The organism is Streptomyces sp. DSM 116795 (assembly GCF_055792905.1).
Window position 1 is genome coordinate 5365990 of sequence record NZ_CM147707.1, and the last position, 22109, is coordinate 5388098.

22 protein-coding genes and 2 pseudogenes are annotated in these 22109 nt (G+C 69.9%); 12 read left to right on the forward strand and 12 right to left on the reverse strand.

The window, feature by feature from the left end:
- Window positions 1–40 precede the first annotated feature (40 nt).
- Window positions 41–319: a protealysin inhibitor emfourin gene (locus tag ACSMXX_RS23095; RefSeq protein ID WP_473180602.1), complete on the reverse strand. Its 279-nt coding sequence runs from the start codon at window positions 317–319 to the stop codon at window positions 41–43.
- Between the two features lie 38 nt (window positions 320–357).
- Window positions 358–1491, reverse strand: coding sequence for a M4 family metallopeptidase (locus ACSMXX_RS23100; RefSeq protein WP_473180603.1), 1134 nt, complete (start codon window positions 1489–1491; stop codon window positions 358–360).
- A 405-nt stretch (window positions 1492–1896) separates the two neighbouring features.
- Between ACSMXX_RS23100 and leuA the strand changes: the two genes are divergently transcribed.
- The 5 genes from leuA (at window position 1897) to ACSMXX_RS23125 (ending at window position 8164) form a co-directional block, all read left to right on the forward strand.
- Window positions 1897–3669, forward strand: coding sequence for a 2-isopropylmalate synthase (gene leuA, locus ACSMXX_RS23105; RefSeq protein WP_473180604.1), 1773 nt, complete (start codon window positions 1897–1899; stop codon window positions 3667–3669).
- Window positions 3670–3986: 317 nt separating this feature from the next.
- Window positions 3987–4679: a TerB family tellurite resistance protein gene (locus ACSMXX_RS23110; RefSeq protein ID WP_473180605.1), complete on the forward strand. Its 693-nt coding sequence runs from the start codon at window positions 3987–3989 to the stop codon at window positions 4677–4679.
- Between the two features lie 175 nt (window positions 4680–4854).
- The gene (locus ACSMXX_RS23115) at window positions 4855–5313 is read left to right on the forward strand and encodes a hypothetical protein (protein ID WP_473180606.1); all 459 of its coding nucleotides are present in this window, start codon (window positions 4855–4857) and stop codon (window positions 5311–5313) included.
- A gap of 269 nt (window positions 5314–5582) precedes the next feature.
- Entirely contained in the window at window positions 5583–6005 is a 423-nt protein-coding gene (locus ACSMXX_RS23120; RefSeq protein ID WP_473180607.1) for a hypothetical protein, read from the forward strand.
- Window positions 6002–8164 (forward strand): tetratricopeptide repeat protein, encoded by a 2163-nt coding sequence (locus tag ACSMXX_RS23125; protein ID WP_473180608.1) that lies wholly within the window; start codon window positions 6002–6004, stop codon window positions 8162–8164. Before ACSMXX_RS23120 ends, ACSMXX_RS23125 begins: the two co-directional genes overlap by 4 nt.
- Window positions 8165–8195: 31 nt before the next feature.
- Here the strand turns inward: ACSMXX_RS23125 and ACSMXX_RS23130 are convergent, their stop codons facing one another.
- Together ACSMXX_RS23130 and ACSMXX_RS23135 are read right to left on the reverse strand one after the other, a co-directional pair.
- Window positions 8196–8402, reverse strand: coding sequence for a DUF397 domain-containing protein (locus ACSMXX_RS23130; protein ID WP_473180609.1), 207 nt, complete (start codon window positions 8400–8402; stop codon window positions 8196–8198).
- A pseudogene (locus ACSMXX_RS23135) lies at window positions 8383–8493 on the reverse strand (XRE family transcriptional regulator); the annotation flags it as partial. The pseudogene ACSMXX_RS23135 and the gene ACSMXX_RS23130, both read right to left, overlap by 20 nt.
- 157 nt (window positions 8494–8650) lie before the next feature.
- Between ACSMXX_RS23135 and ACSMXX_RS23140 the strand changes: the two are divergent.
- The 4 genes from ACSMXX_RS23140 to ACSMXX_RS23155 all read left to right on the forward strand — a co-directional run bounded on the left by ACSMXX_RS23140 (window position 8651) and on the right by ACSMXX_RS23155 (window position 11642).
- Window positions 8651–9085, forward strand: coding sequence for a WXG100 family type VII secretion target (locus ACSMXX_RS23140; RefSeq protein WP_473180610.1), 435 nt, complete (start codon window positions 8651–8653; stop codon window positions 9083–9085).
- A 69-nt stretch (window positions 9086–9154) separates the two neighbouring features.
- Window positions 9155–10747, forward strand: coding sequence for a peptidoglycan-binding protein (locus tag ACSMXX_RS23145; protein WP_473180611.1), 1593 nt, complete (start codon window positions 9155–9157; stop codon window positions 10745–10747).
- Window positions 10748–10767: 20 nt separating this feature from the next.
- Window positions 10768–11244 (forward strand): protease inhibitor I42 family protein, encoded by a 477-nt coding sequence (locus ACSMXX_RS23150; protein WP_473180612.1) that lies wholly within the window; start codon window positions 10768–10770, stop codon window positions 11242–11244.
- Window positions 11241–11642: a hypothetical protein gene (locus ACSMXX_RS23155; RefSeq protein WP_473180613.1), complete on the forward strand. Its 402-nt coding sequence runs from the start codon at window positions 11241–11243 to the stop codon at window positions 11640–11642. The genes ACSMXX_RS23150 and ACSMXX_RS23155 overlap by 4 nt, the downstream gene beginning before the upstream one ends.
- A 32-nt stretch (window positions 11643–11674) precedes the next feature.
- Here the strand turns inward: ACSMXX_RS23155 and ACSMXX_RS23160 are convergent, their stop codons facing one another.
- A complete protein-coding gene (locus ACSMXX_RS23160; protein WP_473184924.1) occupies window positions 11675–12424 on the reverse strand; it encodes a dienelactone hydrolase family protein in 750 nt (249 codons plus the stop codon).
- 728 nt (window positions 12425–13152) lie between these two features.
- On the opposite strand from ACSMXX_RS23160, the gene ACSMXX_RS23165 reads away from it, so the two are divergent.
- Entirely contained in the window at window positions 13153–13617 is a 465-nt protein-coding gene (locus ACSMXX_RS23165) for a hypothetical protein (protein ID WP_473180614.1), read from the forward strand.
- A 185-nt stretch (window positions 13618–13802) separates the two neighbouring features.
- Here ACSMXX_RS23165 and ACSMXX_RS23170 read toward each other — a convergent pair whose 3' ends face one another.
- Entirely contained in the window at window positions 13803–14456 is a 654-nt protein-coding gene (locus ACSMXX_RS23170; protein ID WP_473180615.1) for a class I SAM-dependent methyltransferase, read from the reverse strand.
- A 249-nt stretch (window positions 14457–14705) separates the two neighbouring features.
- Here ACSMXX_RS23170 and ACSMXX_RS23175 point away from each other — a divergent pair, with 249 nt between their 5' ends.
- Window positions 14706–15188 carry a GNAT family N-acetyltransferase gene (locus ACSMXX_RS23175; protein WP_473180616.1) on the forward strand — a complete coding sequence of 161 codons (483 nt, stop codon included), beginning with the start codon at window positions 14706–14708 and terminating at the stop codon, window positions 15186–15188.
- Between the two features lie 138 nt (window positions 15189–15326).
- Window positions 15327–15670, forward strand: a pseudogene (locus ACSMXX_RS23180) (HAD-IA family hydrolase); the annotation flags it as partial.
- Window positions 15671–15758: 88 nt separating this feature from the next.
- Here ACSMXX_RS23180 and ACSMXX_RS23185 read toward each other — a convergent pair.
- The 6 genes from ACSMXX_RS23185 to ACSMXX_RS23210 all read right to left on the reverse strand — a co-directional run bounded on the left by ACSMXX_RS23185 (window position 15759) and on the right by ACSMXX_RS23210 (window position 22044).
- A complete protein-coding gene (locus ACSMXX_RS23185) occupies window positions 15759–16262 on the reverse strand; it encodes a DapH/DapD/GlmU-related protein (protein ID WP_473180617.1) in 504 nt (167 codons plus the stop codon).
- 213 nt (window positions 16263–16475) lie between these two features.
- Window positions 16476–17927 carry an FGGY family carbohydrate kinase gene (locus tag ACSMXX_RS23190; RefSeq protein WP_473180618.1) on the reverse strand — a complete coding sequence of 484 codons (1452 nt, stop codon included), beginning with the start codon at window positions 17925–17927 and terminating at the stop codon, window positions 16476–16478.
- A complete protein-coding gene (locus ACSMXX_RS23195) occupies window positions 17924–18970 on the reverse strand; it encodes a 2-hydroxyacid dehydrogenase (protein WP_473180619.1) in 1047 nt (348 codons plus the stop codon). The genes ACSMXX_RS23190 and ACSMXX_RS23195 overlap by 4 nt, the downstream gene beginning before the upstream one ends.
- A 67-nt stretch (window positions 18971–19037) precedes the next feature.
- On the reverse strand, window positions 19038–19490 hold the full coding sequence (locus ACSMXX_RS23200; protein WP_473180620.1) for a ribose-5-phosphate isomerase: 453 nt from the start codon (window positions 19488–19490) through the stop codon (window positions 19038–19040).
- Window positions 19487–21346 carry a dihydroxyacetone kinase subunit DhaK gene (locus ACSMXX_RS23205; RefSeq protein WP_473180621.1) on the reverse strand — a complete coding sequence of 620 codons (1860 nt, stop codon included), beginning with the start codon at window positions 21344–21346 and terminating at the stop codon, window positions 19487–19489. The genes ACSMXX_RS23200 and ACSMXX_RS23205 overlap by 4 nt, the downstream gene beginning before the upstream one ends.
- Window positions 21346–22044, reverse strand: coding sequence for an HAD family hydrolase (locus ACSMXX_RS23210; RefSeq protein WP_473180622.1), 699 nt, complete (start codon window positions 22042–22044; stop codon window positions 21346–21348). Before ACSMXX_RS23210 ends, ACSMXX_RS23205 begins: the two co-directional genes overlap by 1 nt.
- Window positions 22045–22109 lie beyond the last annotated feature (65 nt).

Sequence of the window (22109 nt, forward strand, 5' to 3'; positions counted from 1 at the left end):
GAGTCCAGGGCGGCGTCCGGTCTCACGTCCCTCAGGCCGCTCACCCGCGGTCGGTGCCGCCTTCCCTGAGCACCCTTCCGATCAGCGCCGACTGGGCCTCGGTGAGGCGGGGGTCGGCGCAGTACGCCGTGCCGTCGTCCGTCTCGATCTCGTAGTGGAAGCCGTCCGGCACCCCCGTGGACGGCCCTGCCCGGCCCTCGGCCAGCGCGCTGCGCGCTAGGGCGGCGAGCTCGGCGGCGTCCGGCCTGCCGTCCGTACGGAGGGTGGCCCGGCGGGTGAGGCCGCCGAAGCCGCCGGTGCGGGTGACGGTGATACGCATGCGTCCATCCTCGCTCGACTCCTGCGCCCTTGCCCCGGCTATGCCTCTTGCGCCGCGGGCTCTTCCGCGTCACGCGGCGAAACGCCCACCAGCGACCACGACTTGAGCACCGCTTCACGCTCCGCACTGCCCTCCCCGTAGCGGCCCGTCGCCGCGGTCACCGTGGCGCCCGCGAAGGCGGCGAAGTCCGCGTCCGGCGCGAGGCTGCCGGAGGTGAGCGTGTCGTACCAGATCTGCCCGGCCCGCTCCCAGGCGTGACCGCCCAGCTCCGTCGCCAGCCGGTAGAACGCGTGGTTGGGGATGCCCGAGTTGATGTGCACGCCGCCGTTGTCGGAGCCGGTGTGCACGTAGTCCTCCATGGTCGCCGGCTGCGGGTCCTTGCCGAGGACGTCGTCGTCGTACGCGGTGCCGGGAGCCTTCATCGAGCGCAGGGCGGTGCCTTCGACCCGGTCGGTGAAGAGGGTGTCGCCGATGAGCCAGTCCGCGGCGTCCGCGGTCTGGCTCAGCCCGTACTGCTTGATGAGGGAGCCGAAGACGTCGGAGAGCGACTCGTTGAGCGCCCCGGACTGGCCGAAGTAGGCGAGGTTCGCGGTGTACTGCGTGACGCCGTGGGTCAGTTCGTGGCCGATGACGTCCACGGGCAGTGTGAAGTCGCGGAAGACCTCGCCGTCGCCGTCGCCGAAGACCATGCGCTCGCCGTCCCAGAAGGCGTTGCCGTAGTCGCGGCCGTAGTGGACGGTCGCGTCCAGCGGCATGCCCGCGTCGTCGATCGAATAGCGGGAGAAGACGCCGAGATAGAGGTCGAACGTCGCGCCGAGGCCCGCGTACGCGCGGTTCACGCTGGCGTCCTCCACGGGCTCCTCGCCCTCGGACCGCACCTTCTCGCCCGGCAGTCGCTCACTGTTCCCCGCGTTGAAGACGGTGCGCCGCGGCTTCTTCTCCGCCGCTTCGTCGACGGCGCGGCCCGCGCCCGTGCCGGCCGTCATACGGACGGTGGTGATGCGGCGGCGAGTGCGTTGCAGCGCGTCGCGCTCCAGGGTGCGGCGGGCCGGTTCGTACAGCGTGGGATCGCCGGAACGGGAGAGGTGGTCCAGGAGATGCGGGGGGACGATGGTGCAGAAGACGGCGTTCACGGAACGTGCTCGTGGCGTGTGCGCTGGGTGTGCGTTCATACAAGGAACGTGGCACAGGGTCATTCGCCTGTCACTCCCTGCTGCGGGAATTGGCGTGAAAAAGCGGCACGAAGGGAACAGAAGCCCTCAACTCGCGTGCACTGTCCGTGACTTGGACCTGGGGTCGCCCGCCGGTGCGGCGTGAACCGGACGCCGTACGGTGTGAACCGGCGCCCGTGCGGTGTGAAGCGATGCACAGTCCCGCATGGTGATACGGGCTCGGGTATCTCCGCGGTCTCCGTTAGACTCGCCAATCATGCGTTTCGGGCTGCTTCTTCTTAGCTGCCGCGGCGAGGGTCTGTAGTCGTAAGGCCGACCCCCTCCCCGCGGAGACCGGTGCTGCCACCGTCGGCCCTTGAAGCCCACTCGCGCGGAGCGATCTCCGCGATCAGGAGCCCACGCATCATGACTGTGTCGTCCAGCTCGAATACCTTCGGCGCACCCACGCCCATCACGGCCGCGACCGTACGGCAGAAGCCGTCCGGGATGCCGGTTCACAAGTACGGCCCGTACGAGGCCGTCGACATCCCCGACCGCACCTGGCCCGGCAACCGCATCACCGAGGCCCCCCGCTGGCTCTCCACCGATCTGCGCGACGGCAATCAGGCGCTGATCGACCCCATGTCGCCCGCCCGCAAGCGCGCGATGTTCGATCTGCTGGTGTCGATGGGCTACAAGGAGATCGAGGTCGGATTCCCCGCATCCGGTCAGACCGACTTCGACTTCGTGCGCTCCATCATCGAGGAGGACGCGATCCCCGAGGACGTGACGATCTCCGTCCTCACCCAGGCCCGCGAGGAACTGATCGAGCGCACCGTGGAGTCCCTGAAAGGCGCCCGCCACGCGACGGTCCACCTCTACAACGCCACCGCCCCCGTCTTCCGCGAGGTCGTCTTCCGCGGGACCCGCGAGCAGGTCCGGCAGATCGCGGTGGACGGCACCCGTTTGGTGACCGAGTACGCGGAGAAGCTGCTCGACGACCGCACCGCCTTCGGCTACCAGTACAGCCCGGAGATCTTCACCGACACCGAGCTGGACTTCGCCCTGGAGGTCTGCGAGAGCGTCATGGACGTGTGGCAGCCCGGCGAGGGCCGCGAGATCATCCTCAACCTGCCCGCCACGGTGGAGCGTTCGACACCCTCGACGCATGCCGACCGCTTCGAGTGGATGTCCCGCAACCTGACGCGGCGCGAGCACGTATGTCTGTCCGTGCACCCGCACAACGACCGCGGCACCGCCGTGGCCGCCGCCGAACTGGCGATCATGGCGGGCGCGGACCGCATCGAGGGCTGCCTGTTCGGGCAGGGTGAGCGCACCGGCAACGTCGACCTGGTCACCCTCGGCATGAACCTCTTCAGCCAGGGAGTCGACCCGCAGATCGACTTCTCGCAGATCGACGAGGTCAAGCGCACCGCCGAGTACTGCAACCAGATGGACGTCCACTCCCGGCACCCCTACGTCGGCGACCTCGTCTACACCTCCTTCTCCGGCTCCCACCAGGACGCCATCAAGAAGGGCTTCGAAGCTATGGAGGTACGCGCCGAGCGGGAGGGCAAGAGCGTCGACGAGCTGGAATGGGCCGTGCCGTATCTGCCCATCGACCCCAAGGACGTGGGGCGTTCGTACGAGGCCGTCATCCGCGTCAACTCCCAGTCCGGCAAGGGCGGCATCGCCTACGTACTGAAGGACGGGCACAGCCTCGACCTGCCCCGCCGGATGCAGGTCGAGTTCTCGAAGATCATCCAGGAGCGCACGGACAGCGAGGGCGGCGAAGTCACCCCCGCCGACATCTGGGCGATCTTCCAGCACGAATACCTGCCCACCCCCGACAACGCCTGGGGCCGCATCGCGCTGCGTGCCGGGCAGACCACGACCACGGTGGACGGGCAGGACGAGGTCACCGTGGAGGCCACCGTCGACGGCGAGGACGTCGTGCTGGAGGGCACCGGCAACGGCCCGCTGGCCGCCTTCTTCGACGCCCTGCAGACCGTCGACGTCGACGTGCGGCTTCTCGACTACGTCGAGCACACCATGAGCGAGGGCGCGGGTGCCCAGGCCGCCGCGTACATCGAGTGCGCGATCGACGGCAAGGTGCTGTGGGGCGTCGGCATCGACGCCAACATCGTGCGCGCGTCGATCAAGGCCGTCGTCTCGGCGGTCAACCGCGCCGCGCGCTGAGGGCGTTGCGCCGCGGGCCGACGGCGTTCGTAGTGCGTGTACGGGACGGCTGCACGGGTCGCGTGTACGGGCGCGCGGGCGGCGGTCGGCCAGGCCGCCCTCCCGTCCTCCCCGCCGTCCCCGGCGGCGTCACCGCAGCGTTCCGCGGGCCTCACCCACTTCCGGGTGAGGCCCGCGGCCGTTCCCCCTCCCGGTACGCGCCGTGCCGCGAGGGGGAACGGCCGCGAATCGTCCGGAACGAGGTGCTGACGGCGCACTTCCGCTGTGGTTAACATCACGCTCACGGCAGCGTGGCCGAACCATGACGGAGGTAGGGCGTGGAGGGCGCAAGACACTCCCGTGAGCAGCGGGAACAGCGTCCAGGCGGGCGCCTGGCAGGTGTACGCACCAGCTGGCACACCGTGGACGACGGGGACTTCTTCTGCCCCGCCTGCGGCGGCGACCGCAGCTACCGCCGGCGCATCGGCAGGCGCCGTCTCGTACTGCTGGGCGTGCCGCTGCTCGCGCGCGGCGAGGTCGCACCGGTCCTCGAATGCGCCGCCTGCCACGGCCACTTCGGCACCGAGACCCTCGACCACCCCACCACCCAGCGCCTCTCCCTGCTGCTGCGCGACGCCGTGCACGCCATCGCGCTCACCGTGCTGACCGCCGGCGGCTGCGAGAGCCGCGCCGCCCGGGAGGCCGCCGTGCACACCGTGCGCAGCGCCGGCTACACCGCCTGTACGGAGGACCAGCTGCTGACGCTGCTGGCCGCGCTCTCCGCCGAGCGCGACTCCACGGCGGACAGCGTCTCCGCGGAGATCGAACTCCACGAGGCCCTGGCCCCGCTCGCACCGCACCTGGCCACCGCGGGCCGCGAGTCCCTGCTGCTGCACGGTGCGCGCATCGCCCTGGCGGACGGGCCGTACTGCCCCGGGGAGCGCGAAGCGCTCGCGGCGGTCGGCCGGTCCCTGCGGATCGCCAAGGACGACGTTCACCGGCTGCTCACGCAGGCCCGTACGCCGCACTGAGCGCTCCAGGCCGCCGGGTCTCGGCCCACGTTCAGGAGCACCTCGCTCGACCCTGCAGTTTCGTGTGCGCCCGAAACACCTGTCTCCGCCCCGTATGTCTCAGCAATTCTGGATGAGTCAACGAGGGTGCACCGACCCGAACCAGCTCGGTGCAGAAACGGGGAGAATCATGTTGGTGGCAAAGAAGGCCATCGTGGGAATCGGCGCTGCCGCGCTGCTCGCGACGGGTGGTATGGCGACGGCGGGTGCCCAGGACGGCTCTTCCGGCCAGGACGCCCGCGGCGTCAAGGCGTCCTCCAAGGCCAACGCCAAGTACGCGTACGCGCACGCCACTTGGAAGTGGGCGGGCCCGGGCTCGACCGGCACGATGACCGTGTATGTCAACGACCAGGACTGCAACGGTCACAGCGCCTACGCCTGGATGCAGTTCAAGCGCGCCACCGGGCAGACCGTCGACGGGGAAACCGAGTACTGGAACAGCGACAGCCTCTGCAAGGGCAAGGGACAGACGCGCAAGGGGCCCAAGTTCAGCGACGACTTCAACATCACCCATGGCCGTGTCGTCGTGTGCCAGGACGACTGGGGGTCGAACACCTGCAAGTACGGCAAGTGGCACAGGAACCCCAAGGGCTGACCGACTGACCGACTGACCGACTGACCCACTGACCCACTGAGCGACTGGCCGACTGGCCGATTGCTCCGGGTGCCCGGCTCTCCGCTGACGAGGGCCGGGCACCCGGCCGTTCACTCCCGGCACTCCACGAGCACAGGCGTCGGCCCTGGCGCCAACACGGCGCCTGCGCGTCAACTCCCGGTCTTCACCTGGCTGATGAAGGACGACCAGGCGCGCGCGTCCTCGTAGGGTAGGGAGGTCAGCGCACGGAGCAACTGTCGGGGGATTCTGTGGATCCGGAGATCACGGCACTGGCAGGCACCGCAGGGACCACCGTCGTCACCCTGATGGCGACAGACGCATGGGAGCGTACTCGCGACGCCGTCACCTCGCTCTGGCGGCGCGCGCACCCTGAGCGTACCGACATGGTCGCTGGTGAACTCGAAGCCACTCGCGAGGAGTTGTTGGCCGCCGAACCGGACGGAGATCCGGACACCCGGCAGGAACTACAGGCGGAGTGGCAGGGCCGTATCCGGCGCCTGCTGGTAGCCCGGCCTGATGCCGCCGAAGAGCTCCGAGCGCTTCTTAGGGAGATCGACACAAGTGATGCGGTTGCTCCGGTGGTTACGCAACATGCCGCCGCCTCTGGCAACGCCAGGGTTTATCAGGCCGGACGCGACCAGCGAATCGAAGAGCGAGGCGGCGAGGGATGAGCGGCGCCATGGACGGCCGCGCGGATGGTCGGGGCCGCGTCTACCAGGCGTCTGGCGACCAGCACATCACTGAGCACCACCACCATGAACCCGTTGCGGCTTCGGGCTTCAGCCCCGACTCGGTACGCCAGCCGGCCTTCGGCCGTCCTCCGGTGGCCCTACGGGACCGCGAAGAGCTGATGGACCGGTTACGCGGAGCGATCGACGCGGACACCCGCGACCAGGTCTACGTCCTTCACGGGATGGGAGGCTGTGGCAAGACCGCCGTCGCGTATACGCTGTTCCAGTACGCCACGACCGGCGGCGACCGCGTCGGCTTATGGGTGAACGCTTCCGACAAGGCCACGCTTCGTGGCGGAATGCTCGCCGTCGCCGCGGACCGAGGTGCCTCGGACGGCGAACTGCAAGCGGCGCGCAGCGGGTTACGGGCGGCGGCCGATCTGGTCTGGGAACGGCTCGATCGATCCGACCAGCCCTGGCTTCTCGTGCTCGACAACGCCGACGACCCCGCCATTCTGCAGGATGGTTGGCTGCGTACGAGTCCAGGTGGCACCGTCCTGGTCAGCACCCGTCAGTCCGCGCCGCACTGGTGGCCTTACGCCGAGTTGCATCACGTCGGCGTGCTGCCGCACGAGGCCGCGGCACAAGTGCTGTGCGACCTGGCACCGGAAGCGGGCACGGCTGACGAGGCCGCCGAAATCGCCGAGAAACTAGGGCGGTTGCCGCTGGCGCTCACCCTCGCGGGCGGATTCCTCTCCCACCAGGTGATCGATCCATGGACGATGACGCAGTACGGTTCACGGCTCGACGGACGCGAACAGGTGGGCCTCATCGACCGGGGGGCCGCACGTCTCCCCGACGAGGACTCCCGGCAACTGGTCAGTCGCACCTGGCAGTTATCCCTGGACGCACTTGCGGCACAGGGTTTCCAGGAGTCGACGGCACTCCTCCAACTCCTCGCCTGCTATGGGTCCGACCCCTTGCCCCTGTCCTTGCTCAATGGTCCAGATCTGGCTGCCGTGCTGCCGCCTGAGCGGGCCGAAGCCGCGCTGCGGGGGCTGCTGGACCATTCCCTCACTGCTCTGGTCGACGTCGGTGTCCGCTGCATCCAGTCGCACGGCGTACTGCTCGCGAGCGTCGCCGCCGGGACCTCGATTCAGCAGCTCCCGGATGTCCGTGCAACGGCCGCAAAGCTACTGAACGCCGTTGTGCCCGCAGTTCCCGAGCCCGGACAGAACGATGTGCGACTGCGCCTCCTGGCGCCCCACGTCCTCGCCCTGCTGCGGCAGACGGAGGATGAGCCGACCGTGACGGAGGCACTGGACGTCGCCATTCGCCTGGCCATCACGCTGCACCGTGACGGCGATTACCTGGCCGCGCTGGAACTGGCCTCCGCCGCAGGCCCGTTGGCGGAGCCGACGCTTGGACAGGAACACAGGCTGGTGTTGACGGCACAAGAGCGTGTTGGCCGAGCGCTGCTGCGCCTTGGACGGTTCGAGGAGTCGGCTGCGGTCCATCGTCGTGTGCTCGTCGTCCGGGAAAGGCTCTTCGGGGCTACGGACGTAGACACTCTTAGCAGCTGCCATGGCCTCAACATGGTTCTGCAACTGCTTGATCAGGGCTCTGAAGGGCTTGCCCTGCTCCGACGCGCGGTGGAGGGTCGAGGGCAACTCCTCGGCCCCGGCCATCCGCTCACTCTTCGCGCCCAATCCAACCTGCTGAACTGTCTGCCTGTCTCGGAGCTAGCCGACGAGATCGACGGGGCGGAGGTGGCGCTTCCAGAGAGGTGCGCTTCGTACCTCGGGCCGGAACACGCTGTGACTCTGCACGCACGGTTCAACTATGGTGTCGCCCTTTCTGTGTTGAGCCGTTACGAGGCGGCCAGGGACGAGGCGCGTGTGGTGGCCGAGGACTACGTACGTTGCTTCGGGCCCGACCATTCGATCACGTTGGCGGCTCAATCTCTGCACGCCCAGACTCTCCATGCCCTAGGTGAGGTGACTCCAGCAATTGAGTTGGAGGTGGATATCGCTGCGCGCCGCGAACGAACTCTGGGCGCTGAGCATCCATATACACGCGCGAGTCTTGCGTTCATTGAAGAGTGGCGAGGAAGAAGGGACCGATCAACCACTGCCAGCACTCCGGACGAGATCGGCTAGCTCAGAGGGATAGCCCCGCCCCCTCGGTGCCTTAACTGCCGTTCGTCACGAGGTCGATGAAGGCCGACCAGGCATGTGCACCGAAGAGGACGGCAGCCCCATCGGGGTCCTTGCTGTCGCGTACGGGGACGACGCCGGTGAGGCCGTCGGCGACTTCGACGCAGCTTCCCCCGTCGCCGTTGCTGTAAGTGCTCTTACGCCACCGCGCGGCGCTCAAGTCAATCCGGTTGCCTGTCATTTCGGTAGTCCTCTGCCGCTGCCTCGATCATGGCCAGGGACGCCCTCGGTGGCAGTGCGGCGGCCCTGAGCCGATCGTATGCCCTGCGGTAGTCCGGGCACGGGGCGGCCGGTTGAACCCGGTGCACGCTGCAAGTTGCCGTCGAAATACCCTTCTGAGCACGGCATTTGATGAACTATGATGCTTGGTCGAACAAGTGGGGGGCCGCTGGGTGGTCTCCCGGTGGTCGACGGGGGAGGGCGACAGCCATGTCCGGTGGTGCGTCGGGCGGTTACGAGGTCCAGCAGAGCGGCATGGCGGGAGAGGCCGGGAAGCTCGACCGCGCGGGCGACGACGTCGGCGGCATAGCCAAGGCCGTGGACACCCAGATGTGCTATTCGGCCGATGTGCTCGGCGGCTCCGACTCCGGCCCCGCTTACGACGGGTTCGCCGCCGCCTGGCAGGCCGAGGCGAAGACATTGGAAGCGGCGCTGCACGAGCTCGCGGACAAGGTCCGTGTCTCCAAACGGAGTTACGAGGGCGCCGACGGCGACGCGGTGCGCGGTCTGCACTCAGCGAGCGCCGGCGAGGGCCTGGCAGGGGGCCCCACGCCGGGCGCACGCCCCGCCGCAGTCGGCGGTCCGGCAGTCGGTACTCAACCCGCTCCTGGCGAGCCTCCGCGCAGCCTCGCCGACTTCGACTGACGCGCGGCGCGCGTACCGCTGTCCGCTTCCGTCCACCTCCCGACACCGACGACAACGGGGGCCCAAGTCATGTCCAATCAAGGCGAATCCACCACCGACAGGCGAGAGAAGATCGCCGAACACATACGCGCCCTCGCCCAGGCGGACAGCAAGAACGGAGTCATCGACGCCATCGACAAGCTCCTCGGCGTCTCCCCGCCCGTGGGCTCGCCGGGCACGATCGACGGCATCGCCAAGCGCTACAAGGGCCAGGCCGACGACGCCGCAGAAGTGCAGCACCGTGTCGAGAAGGTCGCCAAGTCCGGTCTGCCTTCCGTGTGGGTGGGCAGCACGGGCGCCAAGGCCTCCGAAGTGGTCGCCGCGGCCGGACGCTCGGCGGAACAGATGGCTGAGGCGTTCCGCAAGGCGTCCGGGGCTCTCAACGACCTGTCCGACGCGATCACTTCGGCCCAGTCGAGGGACGAGCAGGGGCGCGAGCAGCTGCGTAAGGCCCGCGGCATGCTCGGCGGCGAGGACGGATTCTTCGACGGAATGGTCGAGAAGGACGCCGAGGAGGCGGAGCGCAGACGGGCCCAGGACACCGCCGGCACCGGAGCGAACTACCTGCACAGCGCGGCGGTTCAGGCGGACGACGCGGCCAGGGCGGCCGCACGCGAGCTGAACAAGTACGCGTCGGAGGCTCGCGCCGGCCAGATGAAGACCGACGAGATCTCCGCGGCCGACCGTCTCGTACTTGCCGACATCTCCGTGCACGGCGGCCCGCAGGAGCAGAACGAACTGCTCTCCGCCAACGACCTCGAACGCTCCGGCCGCCGCCTGGAGAAGATGAGCGACCAGGACCGGGCCCGCTACGAGCGGATGCTCGCGGACGCCAATACCCCGCAGGAACGGGCCTACTTGGTGAAGGCCCTGGCGTCCGGCTACAGCGTCAACGAGGTCGGCGAGTTCCGCGACAAGATCCACGGCAAGGACCCCGAGTGGCTCCAGCAGCACCTCACGCCGGTGACCACGGCCGCCGACAGCAAGAAGGACGAGGGACTCAACGCGGACGGCTCGAACACCAACACCGACTATCAGCAGTTCGGTGACGAGAGATGGTCCCAGGACGGCAACACCTGCGTACCTTCCTCCACCGTGACCGCACGCGCCATGGTCGACCCCGTCTACGCGCTGGAGCTGACCGGCGGGCCCTCAGGTCAGGAGAACGACCCCGACGCCTTCCGTGAGCGCCTCACCGACGAGCAGATGCGCATGCACGAGGAGGGCGACGGGAGTTACGAGCACTGGTGGTCCGACACCCCGGCCGGCATGGACACCGACGGTCAGGTGGAGATCGCCGACAAGGAGATCAGTCCGCACACGGGCAGTGAGTACAAGCACCACGAACTCGGCAGTGCCGACGACCGCCGTGACGTGTTGCCCGACGTCGAGAAGGCCGTCGCCGAGGGGAAGCCCGTCCCGGTCCAGGTCGAGGGAGACAACCCGGACAGCCCCAGGCACCAGATGATGGTGATCGGCCAGGAGGGCGACATGCTCCAGATCTACAACCCGTGGGGCCAGACGACCTGGGTCAGTGAGGACGACTTCGTCAACGGCCACCTGGGCAAGGCCTCCGACTCCCGCATGCCCGACGCCTACTCCGTCCACGTGCCGGCCGACTGAGGAAGCGAGCAGTGACAGTCATGCGCAACACCCCTGTCCGGCTTGCCGGTTCCGTCCTGCTGATCGGTGCGCTCACCGGCTGCGGCGTCACCGGTCCGGACACCTACGAGCTGGGTGAGAAGAACGTAGAAGTGGAGAAGGGCGAGGAGTTCACGCTGTCCGTGCCCGTCGAGACCGCGATGGGGGAGTGGTGGCATCTCACGTCCCCGAAGCCTGACGCCGCGGTCGTCGACCGCCTCGGCAAGGACGAGCAGGTGGACGGCGATGACGACGACGAGGCGGGCGGCAGCAGCGGCACGGACGTCTTCAAATTCAAGGCCGTCGGCGAGGGCACCACGAAGATCCGCCTCATCCAGTGCCCCCGCGGCGCCTGCGCGGGCGGCGGCAGCAAGGGCGGCCCGGTCACTCCATCGCCCGTTCCCAGCGGTAGCCCGGCACCCGGCAAGAAGTACCGGGCCACCGTCCACACCTACACCGTGACGGTGACGCAGCCGTGAATCCGCAGATGCCGCCCCCGGGACGTACCGACGACGAACTCGCCCGGTCCGACCTCCCGGCGATGCTGCGGTACGGCCTGTCCTTCCCCGGGCCGCACCGAACCGCGCTCTTCGGCGACGGAGCCGTGGGCGCCGCCGTACTCCTCGACCGGCAAGGTATCCAGCCGCGCGCCGTGGCCTTCCTCGCCAAGGTCGTCCGCAGCGGCGGTGTCCGCTACGCGGCCGGTCTGCCCGAGCCCGTACCGGGTGAGGACGCGGCGGCGACGGTGCGCTCCTGGCTGGAGTCCGCCGCCGACGTGGCGAGCGGACTCGACGAAGACGAGGCCGCCGCCCGCTGGCTGGAGGCCGTCGCCGAACTGCTCGCCATGCGCCGCACCTGGCGCCAGAGGGGGGACTGATTCGGTCTCCCCGGAGTGCCGCCCCGAGGCCCTCAGGTGCCTGCCAGGGTGCGGTCGAGGAGGGGGAGGAGGCGGTCCCAGTGGCGCTGCAGTGCGGACGGGCTGAAGGCGTCGGTGTCGGACATGGTGAAGCCGTGGATCGTGTCCGGGTAGATCTCGGTGGTGTAGCCGACACCTGCGGCATCCAGGGCCTGGTTGAGCTCGTTGATGGCCTCGGGTGACAAGTCGCCTTCGGCGAGGCCGAGATGGACCTCGGCGGTGAGCTCGGGCACGAGGCGGTGCGGGCTGTCGGGCGCGTCGGTGACCACGAATCCGGGGTGGAATCCCGCCATGGCGGCCACCTGGCCCGGGTGGGCCGTCGCGGTGCGCATCGCCAGGGCGGCGCCGATGCAGTAGCCGATCACGGCGGCCGGTCCGGCGCCGGTCTCGGGCTGAGCGGTGAGGAATGCGAGGTAGGCGTCGGCGTCGCGAAGGATGCGTTCGGTGGTGTGCGCCTCGATCAAGGGCATCAACTCGCCGATGAGCGCGCCACGGACGTCCTCTCCGATGTGCTCGGGAAGTTCGGTCACCGGTGCCGGGCCGTGCCGGTAGTAGAGGTTGGGGACGAGCACGTAGTACCCGTGCGCGGCCAGCTGACGGGCCCGCTCCTCCAGTTCGGGACGCAGACCGAAGGCGTCCGTGTACAGCAGCACCCCCGGGAGCCGCTCGCCCTGGTCGGGGAAGGCGGCGAAGGCGTCGGCCTTACCGTCGGGGGTGGAAATCTGCAGCGTCTTGGTGGGAATGGCGGATCTTCCTTTTCTTGGACTGACATTTCTCGGACTGATGCCTGATGACCGGCGCACAGCCCATGCGGGTTGAGGCCAGGCCGAGATCAACGTAATCGATCGGGGGGCGCGAGATGCCCCCAAATGGCCCTGCAGGGACGGCATTTGACGACTGACGGGCCGAGGCGGCGCGGGTCCGACCGCCGTCAGCGGGCCGTGCCCATCCCGACCGAGCGCGGTTCGGAGACGTTCTCGTTCAGGTGCATGCTGCGGGCCAGCGCCACGGCGCCAAGGGCAAGCGGCAGCATTACCCAGGCCACCGCGACAGCGATTGCTGAGCGAGGTAGGCGTACGTCAGCAGCGCACCCACGGCGGTGGCCCTGCTGACGAACACCCGGCCACCACTCCGTCGTGCAGCGCGAGTTCTACGAACGGCCGGACTTCTTGGGGGAGTTCGGAGCGGCCAGACCCGTTGTTCGACCGCTCCGGCGGCCGGTGCCGGGCAATGCCCGTACGGCCCGCTGTGGCGGGGCAGAACGGAGCGATCCTCGCCGACCGCGGTCCCGTACAGGCTTGTTGCTGGCGAACAGCGCTTCGCGTCGGCAAGCGGGCTACAGCCCCGAGGGGTTCGACCACTGCACCCCTGGGTGACCCCTGAGGTTCAGGTCGCGCGAACTGGGGGTTATTGTCTGCTCTTTGGTAAGCACGCTGTGATTATCAGAACCCGGGGGGACGAGGATGCGGCAATGAACCAGCAGCGCAGGGCGGTCACCAAGTGGGCCCTGATCGTAGGCAACGTGATGCTAGGGCTGTTCCTCACCGTCTACGCGCTATATAGCCTGAACGGGATCGCCGGGACGTACCTCACCGCGGAAAAGACCACGGCGCAAGTGCAGAACTGCATCCCACCCTCGAGCAGCAAGGGCTCGTACCGCTGTTCGGGCACTTGGAGAATGGCCGGTGGCGCGCACGGCACCGGGGAGATCGAGCTCGCCGAGGACGTGGACGAGGGCAAGGCCGTCGCGGTGCGGGCGACCGAGACCGTCGCCGTCAAGGACGACGGCCAGGCAGTTCTCTGGGAGAGCGTCGCGGGTATCGCGGTCTTGAGCTTGGGGATCTTCTTTCTGGTGGTAGGGCCCTGGCAGGTGAGGCGACTGTTCGCCGGGCGCGGCATCGATCGGCACGGGACACGGGGCGGCAGAGTCCACTGACAAGGCACCGTCAGGCCGCGGTCTCAGCCGATCCGCCTAGGGATCACCGTCGCCGGCATGTCCGGCCACTGCTTGAGCAGTTCACGAATCTGGGCTCAACCGCGTCCACCCCAGTGCCCTGACCCGCTCGGCCCGTGATCGTCTGCGTTCCGGCACGAGCGGCCTCGCCGCAGGAACAAGCCCCGTCAGGGCCTTTCGGGCTTGCGGGCCAGGAGGCAGGCGTGCGGTCTCCTCGCCCGTCCGCTGGGCTCCTGCTCCAGTCTCGCGGTGACGACGAGCCCGGCCTGCTCCAGCAGGCCGACGATGCGGTCCAGCGGCAGAAGGTACGACTCGTAGGACACCGGACGGCCATAGCCCTGGGCCGAACGCAGCCGTTCATCGCCGGCATAGTCTCCCCAGAGCAGGTAGCCGCCGGGCGCGAGCGTGCGGTGGAACTCGGCGAACACCGCCGGCAGCCACTGCGGGGGCGTGTGGTGGGTGGAGTACCAGGCCAGGATGCCGCCGAGCTCGTCATCCCCCATATCCAGCGAGGTCATTGAGCCCTCGGTGAACCGCAGGTTCGGATAGGCGTGGCGGGCCAGCCCGATCATCTTCGGTGACACATCGACGCCGAAGGCGGACACCCCCATCCCGGCCAGGTGCGCCGTCACGCGGCCGGGGCCGCATCCCAGGTCCGCGACCGGCCCCGGACCGGCCGTCCGCACGAGTTCGGCGAACCCCGCCAGCATCGCGCGTGACAGCGGATCCAACTCGGCTGGAGGCGGGACGCGTTCGACGTAGTCGACGGCAACCGTGTCGTACGACTCGCGGACGGCGGTCAGAAAAGAGGGCTCGGCCATGTGGGCGACCGTAGACCAGGGAACTGACAGGCAATGGCGCGACATTCGTTGACCTGCGCGACACCACCGCTGCGGCCGCCCGGCCGTCACACCACTCCGGTGACCTTTTCCGGTCACGGCACTAGCATCGCGGGCATGGAGTGTTTCGCCGCCTGGCGTACTCGCCGCTGAGGGTCGGCCCGCCGCCGCAATGCAGGCCGTGGGTGGGCCAGTTGATGCCCGATTCCCCTCAGCCCGAGAGGCACCCCAATGCTCATTCGATCGTTCGTTCAGCACGACCAGGCCCGGCTCACCGAGCTGACCATCGAGACCTTCCGGCCGTTCTACGAGGAATCCTTCCTCCCCCTCCTGGGCGAGGTCATCTTCGCCAATCAGCACGGCAGTTGGCGCGACGACTACCGCAAGCAGGTCGCCGAACTCCACGACCCTGAACAGCACAAGTACGTCGCGGTAGCCGAAATCAGCAGCGTCATTGCCGGGTACGTGGCGTGGAGTGTCGACCTGGTGAACACAAGCGCCAGCGTCACGATCCTCGCCGTCGCAACCGACTACCGCCGAGACCACGTAGGAACCGCACTGTGTGAGCACGCCTTCGGCGAGATGAGAAGCATCGGCGCTCAGGTGGTCCAAATCGGCACCGGCGGTGACCCCTTCCACGCGCCGGCGAGAGGCCTCTATGAGCGCCTCGGGTGCACTCAACTTCCGACCGCGGTCTACTACCGGCAGCTCTGACGACCCCTGTCCGGGGCGGGCTGCGGTCCCGCAGCACGCTCCGGACAGCAACTACCGCCTACAGAGCCCCGTTTCAGAACACCCCCCGGGCTCAACCGCCCGCGCAGGCGCCCGCGTTCGCAACGACAGGCCGACGTCTGCGTCGCATCGAACGGTGATCATGTCGGTATCAGACGAAGCCTGGAGATCGCCGATCTGATGGACCACTTCGAGAACCGCATCTTCAGCGCGACCGACGTCCGTCGGGGCAAGCCTGCACCCGACCTCTCCCAGCACGCTGCACGCTCCATGGGGGTACAACCCGAGCAGTGCGCGGTGATCGAGGACAGCGCATACGGGTGCAGGCAGCCCGGGCCGCCGGCATGCGGGCCTTCGGATGCTGCGGCGGCCTCACCCCGGCGTCGCGGCTGGAAGGACCAGGCACCGTCGTGTTCAACGACATGCGAGACCTGCCTGAACTGCTGGGGACCGCTGCCCACTAGATGTATGAGGGAAAGACGTTGTTGACGGTGGTCGGAGCCGACGACCCGGGTGGTTGTCCGTTGTGCTCCGTGCGTGTCGACGCGCTCATCAATCGATTTTCTTGATCACAGTGGCCGGCACGCCAGCCACCAGCGTTCGCCCGGGCACGTCCCGGGTAACGACCGCACCGGCGGCAACGACGGCGTCTGCCCCGACGGTCACGCCCTGCATGATCAGGGCGGAGGCCCCGACCCACACGTTTCGGCCGATGCGGATCGGCGCTGACGTGATGCCAGTGCGTCGCTGTTCCGGGGCGAGGGGATGGCCTGAGGTGAGCAAGCTGACGCTCGGGCCGATCATGACGTCATCACCGATGCCGATCCCGCCGATGTCGTTGAAGCGGCAGTTCTGGTTCACGAAGACGTTGCGGCCGATCCGAATGTTGACCCCATGGTCGGAGTAGACCGGTGGGATGAGATGGAACGTCTCATCGACGGTCTGGCCAGTGAGCTCGCTCCATCCTTCGCGGATTGCCTCTTGATCGGCATACCGAAGCGCGTTCAGTTCCTCGGTCAGTCGAATCGCGCGCTGCACTCTCTCTGCGAAGTCCATCCTCACCCTTCGTCGACCAACCATCGTGTGGGGTGAGTTGAGCAAAGCAGGGACGTCACCCGTGGACAAACAACCGCTATCGCAGCAAGCCACAACGTCCTTGCGGCTTGGAGATCGACATGAAGTCGATCGGCGAAACCCATGCTGCTGCACAGGCCGTATCGAATCATCGCGCGCACGGGCCCGCGGTGCGGTGCCGCCGACCCGTACCCGTCACCACAGTTCGCGTGCGCTCTCCAGATGGGCCAGGTAGCGCTCGTAGCCGTCCTCGAAGCATGCGCGGTGCTCGCTGCGCGGCAGGACCGCGTGGTCCTCGACCAGCCAGCTCGTGGTGTCGACCGGCCTGCCCAGCGCCCGGGCCGCCACGGCGGCCGCGCCGCGGGCGCCGACCGCGTGGTCCGAGGGTGGCAGGACGGGCCGGCCCAGGGCGTCGGCGAAGACCTGGGTCCATTCGTCGGACCTGCTGCCGCCGCCGCAGATGGCCAGCCGCCCGTCGAGTCCCGCGGCTTCGAGGCAGTGCCGGGCGGCGTAGGCGACCGATTCGCACACCGCGCGGACCACGTCCGCGCTTTCGGTGGTGAAGGTGACGCCGGTCAACTGGCCGCGGGCGCGGGGCGCGACGAACGGGGCGCGTTCGCCGGACTCGGCGAGGAACGGCAGCGCCGAGACCCCGCGCGCTCCCGGTGGGCTCTGCCGCAGCAGCCCCGCGACGTCGTCGGTGCTCAGATTCAGCAGCCGCAGCAGCCAGTCGATGCTGGCGGTACCGACCATCGCAGGCATCCCCCGTGACCACAGTGCGGGGTCCGCGGTGCACAGCCACATGCCGGCGGGCTCCTGCTCCGGCGCGGAGGCACCGATCGCCGGGCTGTCGGTGAGGACTTGGCAGGCGAGCGTGGTGCCGACGGTCAGCAGGCCGTCCCCGGGCTCGGTCAGGCCGCTGCCGAAGAGGCTTGCCGGCAGGTCGAAGGGGCCGGCGGTCACGGGCGTCCCCACCGGCAGGTCCAGCAGCGCCGCTCCACGGGCGTCGAGGGACAGCAGCCGGCCGGGCGGTGCCGGGTCCGCGAGCAGCCGCCGCAGGTCCTGCAGCCCGCAGGCGGCGATCGCGTCGTCGTCGTACAGCCCGGTCCGTACGTCCAGGAAGGGCATCGATGCGTCGGAGGCGTCGACGGTGATCTCCCCGGTGAGCCGCTGGGCGACGGCGTCGACGCAGTATCCGGCGACGGCCGCCCTCTCCAGCGACTCCGGCTCCTCCTCGCGCAGCGTGGCCAGCAGCGGAGCCGGGCAGCCGGGGAAGACGGCCTGTCCCGTCAGCCTGTGCACCTCGGCGGCGGTGCCGTCCTCCCACCAGCGCTCCACGAGATCGTTCGCGCGGCCGTCGAGCCAGGACAGCGGCGGGCGTACGGCAGAGCCCTCGGCGTCGCGCAGCCACAGGCCGTCGCCCTGACCGGTGAGTGCCACGGCGTCGACGGCGCCCCCGTGCTCGGCGGCGACCCGGCGGACGACGGAGGTGACGGTCTCGAGGACCTCCTCCAGGTCCTGTTCCACGTGCTTGGGGGCGGGGTGGTTGAGACGGGAGGGCGCGTCGGCCTCGACGACGGAGTGCCCGTCGTCGTCGAAGACGGCGGCCTTCGTGAGCGTCGTCCCGATGTCGACACCGATGATCATGCGCCGCCTCCGGTCACCTCTGGGTTCGCCAGGTGTGCGGGCGGCACGCCGCGCAAGTGCCGTGCCGCCTCGCCTGCCACGATGCGCGCGGCCCGTTCGGCCGTCTGCCGGGTGGCGCCGGCCAGATGCGGGGTGGCGACGACGCCCGGCACACCGCGCAGCGCCCAGTCTGCCGGGGGCGGCTCGACGTCGTACACATCGAGTGCGACGGCCCGCAGCCGGCCGTCGGCGAGCGCGGCCGCGAGCGGCTCGTGGTCGAGCAGTTCCCCCCTGGCGGTGTTGACCAGGACGGCGCCGTGCGGGAGGAGCGCGAGCCGGCGTGCGTCGATGAGATGCCGGGTCTCGGGGGTGAGCCGGGCGTGCAGGCTGACGACAGGGCTGGCGCGCAGCAGTTCGTCCAGGTCCACGAGTGTCACGCCGTCCTCCGCCAGGGCCTCGCCGTCGGCGTACGGGTCGCTGACCAGGACGCGGGCGCCGAAGGCCTGCAGGACCCGGGCGACGATGCGGCCGATCGCGCCGTAGCCGACGAGTCCGACGGTGGTACCGGACAGTTCCAGACCGGCCTTGTCGTAGGCGTAGAGGTCACCACGCCAACGGCCGCTGTGCAGCTCCGAGTTGGCATGGGGGATGTGCCGCATCGCGGCGAGGATCATGCCGACGGCGTACTCGGCGGCGGCGCTCGCGTTCCTCCCCGGGGCGTAGCTGACGGCCACGCCGGCCCGGGTGGCCGCGGCCAGGTCGACGTTCACGGGGCCGCCCCGGCAGACCGAGACCAGCCGGAGGTCGGGTGCGGCGGCGAAGACGGTGTCGGTGAAAGGTGCCATCTGCGTGAGACAGACCTCCACGCCGTCGAGGGCCTTGATCAGCGTCTCCTCGTCTCCGCTGGCTTCCCGTACGCCCCCGACCGGCCCGAACGGTTCGACGGGCCAGGGCAGGGTCAGGTGGCGTACGTCCAGACCGGCGGAGTCGCCGGCCTCGTCCCTCAGGCATGTCTCCAGCAGCCCGGGGGAGACGAAGTGGTCGCCCGCGGCAAGTACGCGCATGATCGCTCCTCGGAGCTCGGTGTTTCGCGGCTCGGTCTTTCGGTGCTCGTCGGTACGTGACGCCCGGTCAGCTCTGCTCGTACGCGCTGATGCGGGCGACCTTGGCGGCGCTGGGGGAGTCCGGGTCGAAGGTGTGGCCGAGCCATTCGCCGACCACGCGTTTGGCCAGTTCGGGCCCGATGACACGGGCGCCCATGGCGAGGACCTGGCAGTTGTTGGACTCCACCGAGCGTTCCACGGAGTAGGCGTCGTGGGCCACGGTGGCCCGTATGCCGGGCACCTTGTTCGCGCTGACGCACATGCCGATGCCGGTGCCGCAGACCAGCAGCGCACGGTCGGCCTCGCCGCGGGCCACGGCCTCGGCGGCGGCGATCCCCAGCGGGGGGTACGGACGGTCGTCGTCCGGGACGTGCACGCCGTGGTCGTGGACCTCGGTGACCCGCGGATCGTCGGCGAGCACCCGGCTCAGGATGTTCTTCAGCTCAAGGCCGGCGTCGTCGGCCGCTACGGCGATCTTCAACGTTCCTCCACGTGGTGTGCGTGTACGTCGGCACCGGCCCGCCGGGCCAGGACCTGGGCGGCGGCGCCGAGCATGAGGGCCAGCGAGGTGGCCCCGGCGTCCGGGTGGCCACGGCCGCGCGGGCCGAGCCGGGCTGCCCTGCCGCGGCGCGCGACGAGATCCGCGGTGGCCTGCGCGCCGCGGTCGGCCTCGTGCGCGGCGGCGGCCCACGCCTCGGCCAGCGGGGTGCTGCTGCCGCGCTGCGCGAGAAGGCTTGCGCGGAACGGATCGAGGGCGTCGAGCAGCGTCTTCTCACCGACCTCCGCGCCGCCGAGTGCGCGTACGGCTTCGAAGGCGGAGTCGACCGAGACGGCGACGGCGTCCAGGGTGACCGGCCCGTCGGCGGACCGGCCGAGGCCGGCGCCGATCTCGGTGAGCAGCAGTCCGTACAGCGCGCCGGAGGCGCCTCCGGCTGCGTCGGAAAGCGCTGTGCCGGCGCGCAGCAGGTGGCGGCCGACGCGCGCCGCGTCCGCGTCCACGCCCGTGTCCGCGTCCGCGTCCGTGTCCGCGCCGCGGCCCGCGGCAGCGTCCGGATCCGCCGCCTCGGCCTGAGCCGCGACGAGCGCGGCGCGCAGCCCCCGGACCATTCCCTGGCCGTGGTCGCCGTCACCGCACACCGCGTCGAGCCGGCCGAGCTCCTCCTCGTGTTCCCGCACGACGGCCAGAGCGGCGGCGAGCAGCTCGGCGGCGGCACCGCGCGGCGGACCGTCCGGTCCGTCCGGGGGCACCGGGGGCGAGGGAACGCCCGCGGCGGCAGACCCGTCCACGGCGCCCAACGCGTCGCCCTCCACCTCGCCCTCCCCGTCGTGGTCGCCGGGCGGCCGCCCGGCGACCCGGGTGAAGCCCGGCGTCTCGCACGGGGCGTCGTAGAGCGCGGTGAGTTCGTCGTCGAGGACGGTCACGGACAGCGAGATGCCTGCCATGTCGAGGGAGGTGACGAAGTCGCCGACCTCGGGCCGGTACGGGATACGTCCGGCGGCGGTGAGCCGGTCGTGGACGCGGGCATAGCAGATGAACAAGTCCTCGGGGGTGGTGCGGCCCAGCCCGTTGAGCAGGACGGCGACCCTGCGTCCCGGCGGCAGTTCGTCGAGCACGCGGTCGACCAGCACGTCGGCGAGATCGGCGGGCGCGAGCGACGGTACGGTCTCGGCGCCCGCCTCACCGTGGATGCCCAGCCCCAGCTCCATGGCACCGGGCTCGACGGTGAACAGCGGCTCGTCGTGGCCGGGCAGCGTGCAGCCGGCGAAGGCGGCGCCGTAGGTGCGCGTACGGGCGTTGGCGTGCCGGGCGAGGGCCTCGACCTGCTCCAGCGGGTCCCCGCGGTGCGCGGCCGCCGCGGCGGTCTTGAACACGAAGAAGCCGCCGGCCACTCCGCGCCGCTCCTCGGGCCGGTCCGGCCGGCCGCTCGCCACGTCGTCGGTGACGAGCACGGTGCGCGAGTCGGTGCCCTCGGCGGCCAGCCGGCTGGCCGCCAGCCCGAAGTGCATGACGTCGCCCGCGTAGTTGCCGAACGAGAACAGCACACCCGCACCGCCGTCCACGGCGCGCGCGGTCCGGTAGACCTGTTCGGCGCTGGGGCTGGTGAAGACGTCGCCGATGGCGGCCGCGTCGGCCAGCCCGGGTCCGACCAGCCCGGCGAAGGCGGGGTAGTGACCGCAGCCGCCGCCGATGACGACCCCGACCCGGCCCGGCTCGGGTGCGCTGCGGCTCATCACGCCGTACGCGCCGGGCACGGCCCGGACCGTATGGCCGCGGGCGGTGACCAGCCCGCGTATCCAGTCGGACTTGAAGGTCGAGGCTTCACCGAGTGGCCGCATCAGAGCGTCCTCTCCGCATCGCGGGCGGGGGTCAGCAGCCGGTCCAGCTGCCGGCCGACGTCGTCGAGGTCCGCCGCGCGGCCGGTCGCTAGGGCGAGCGCGTCGGACGGCGGGGGATACGTGGGGTTGGGCAGGGCGATCACGGTCATCCCAGCGGCGTGGGCCGCGCGTATGCCGTTGCCCGAGTCCTCCACGGCCGCGCAGTCCGCGCCGGGGAATCCGAGACGGCCGGCGGCTTCGGCGTAGACGTCCGGGTGCGGCTTGCCGCGGTCGACCTCCGCGCTGGAGACGGTGGCGGAGAAGCTTCCGGCGAGCCCGTGTCCGTGCAGGACCGCGTCGATCAGCCGGCGGGGCGCGGACGAGGCCAGTGCGATGGGGACACGTGCGGCGACGGCGGTGACGAGCCGTTCGGCGCCGGGCAGCAGGTCCACGCGTCCGCTCTCGAAGTCCGCGACCATCCCGTCCACGACGCTCCGCTCGGTGCCTTCGGGACCGCCGTCGGGCCGCCCGGTCAGCCGCCAGAGGCAGGCGGCCCACTCGGGGGCGCTCATGCCCTGTACGGAACGGGTGTCCTCGGGCGTCCAGGGGGTGTGGTGGGCTTCCGCGTAACGGGTCCAGTTCTCCTCCCACAGGTGTTCGCTCTCGACGAGGACTCCGTCCAGGTCGAACACCACCGCCTGCAGCCGACCGTCCTGCATGGGGGCACCTCTCCGCTGGTGGGGCTTGTTCGGGACGAGAGGTCCCGTCCCGAACGTGAAATTAA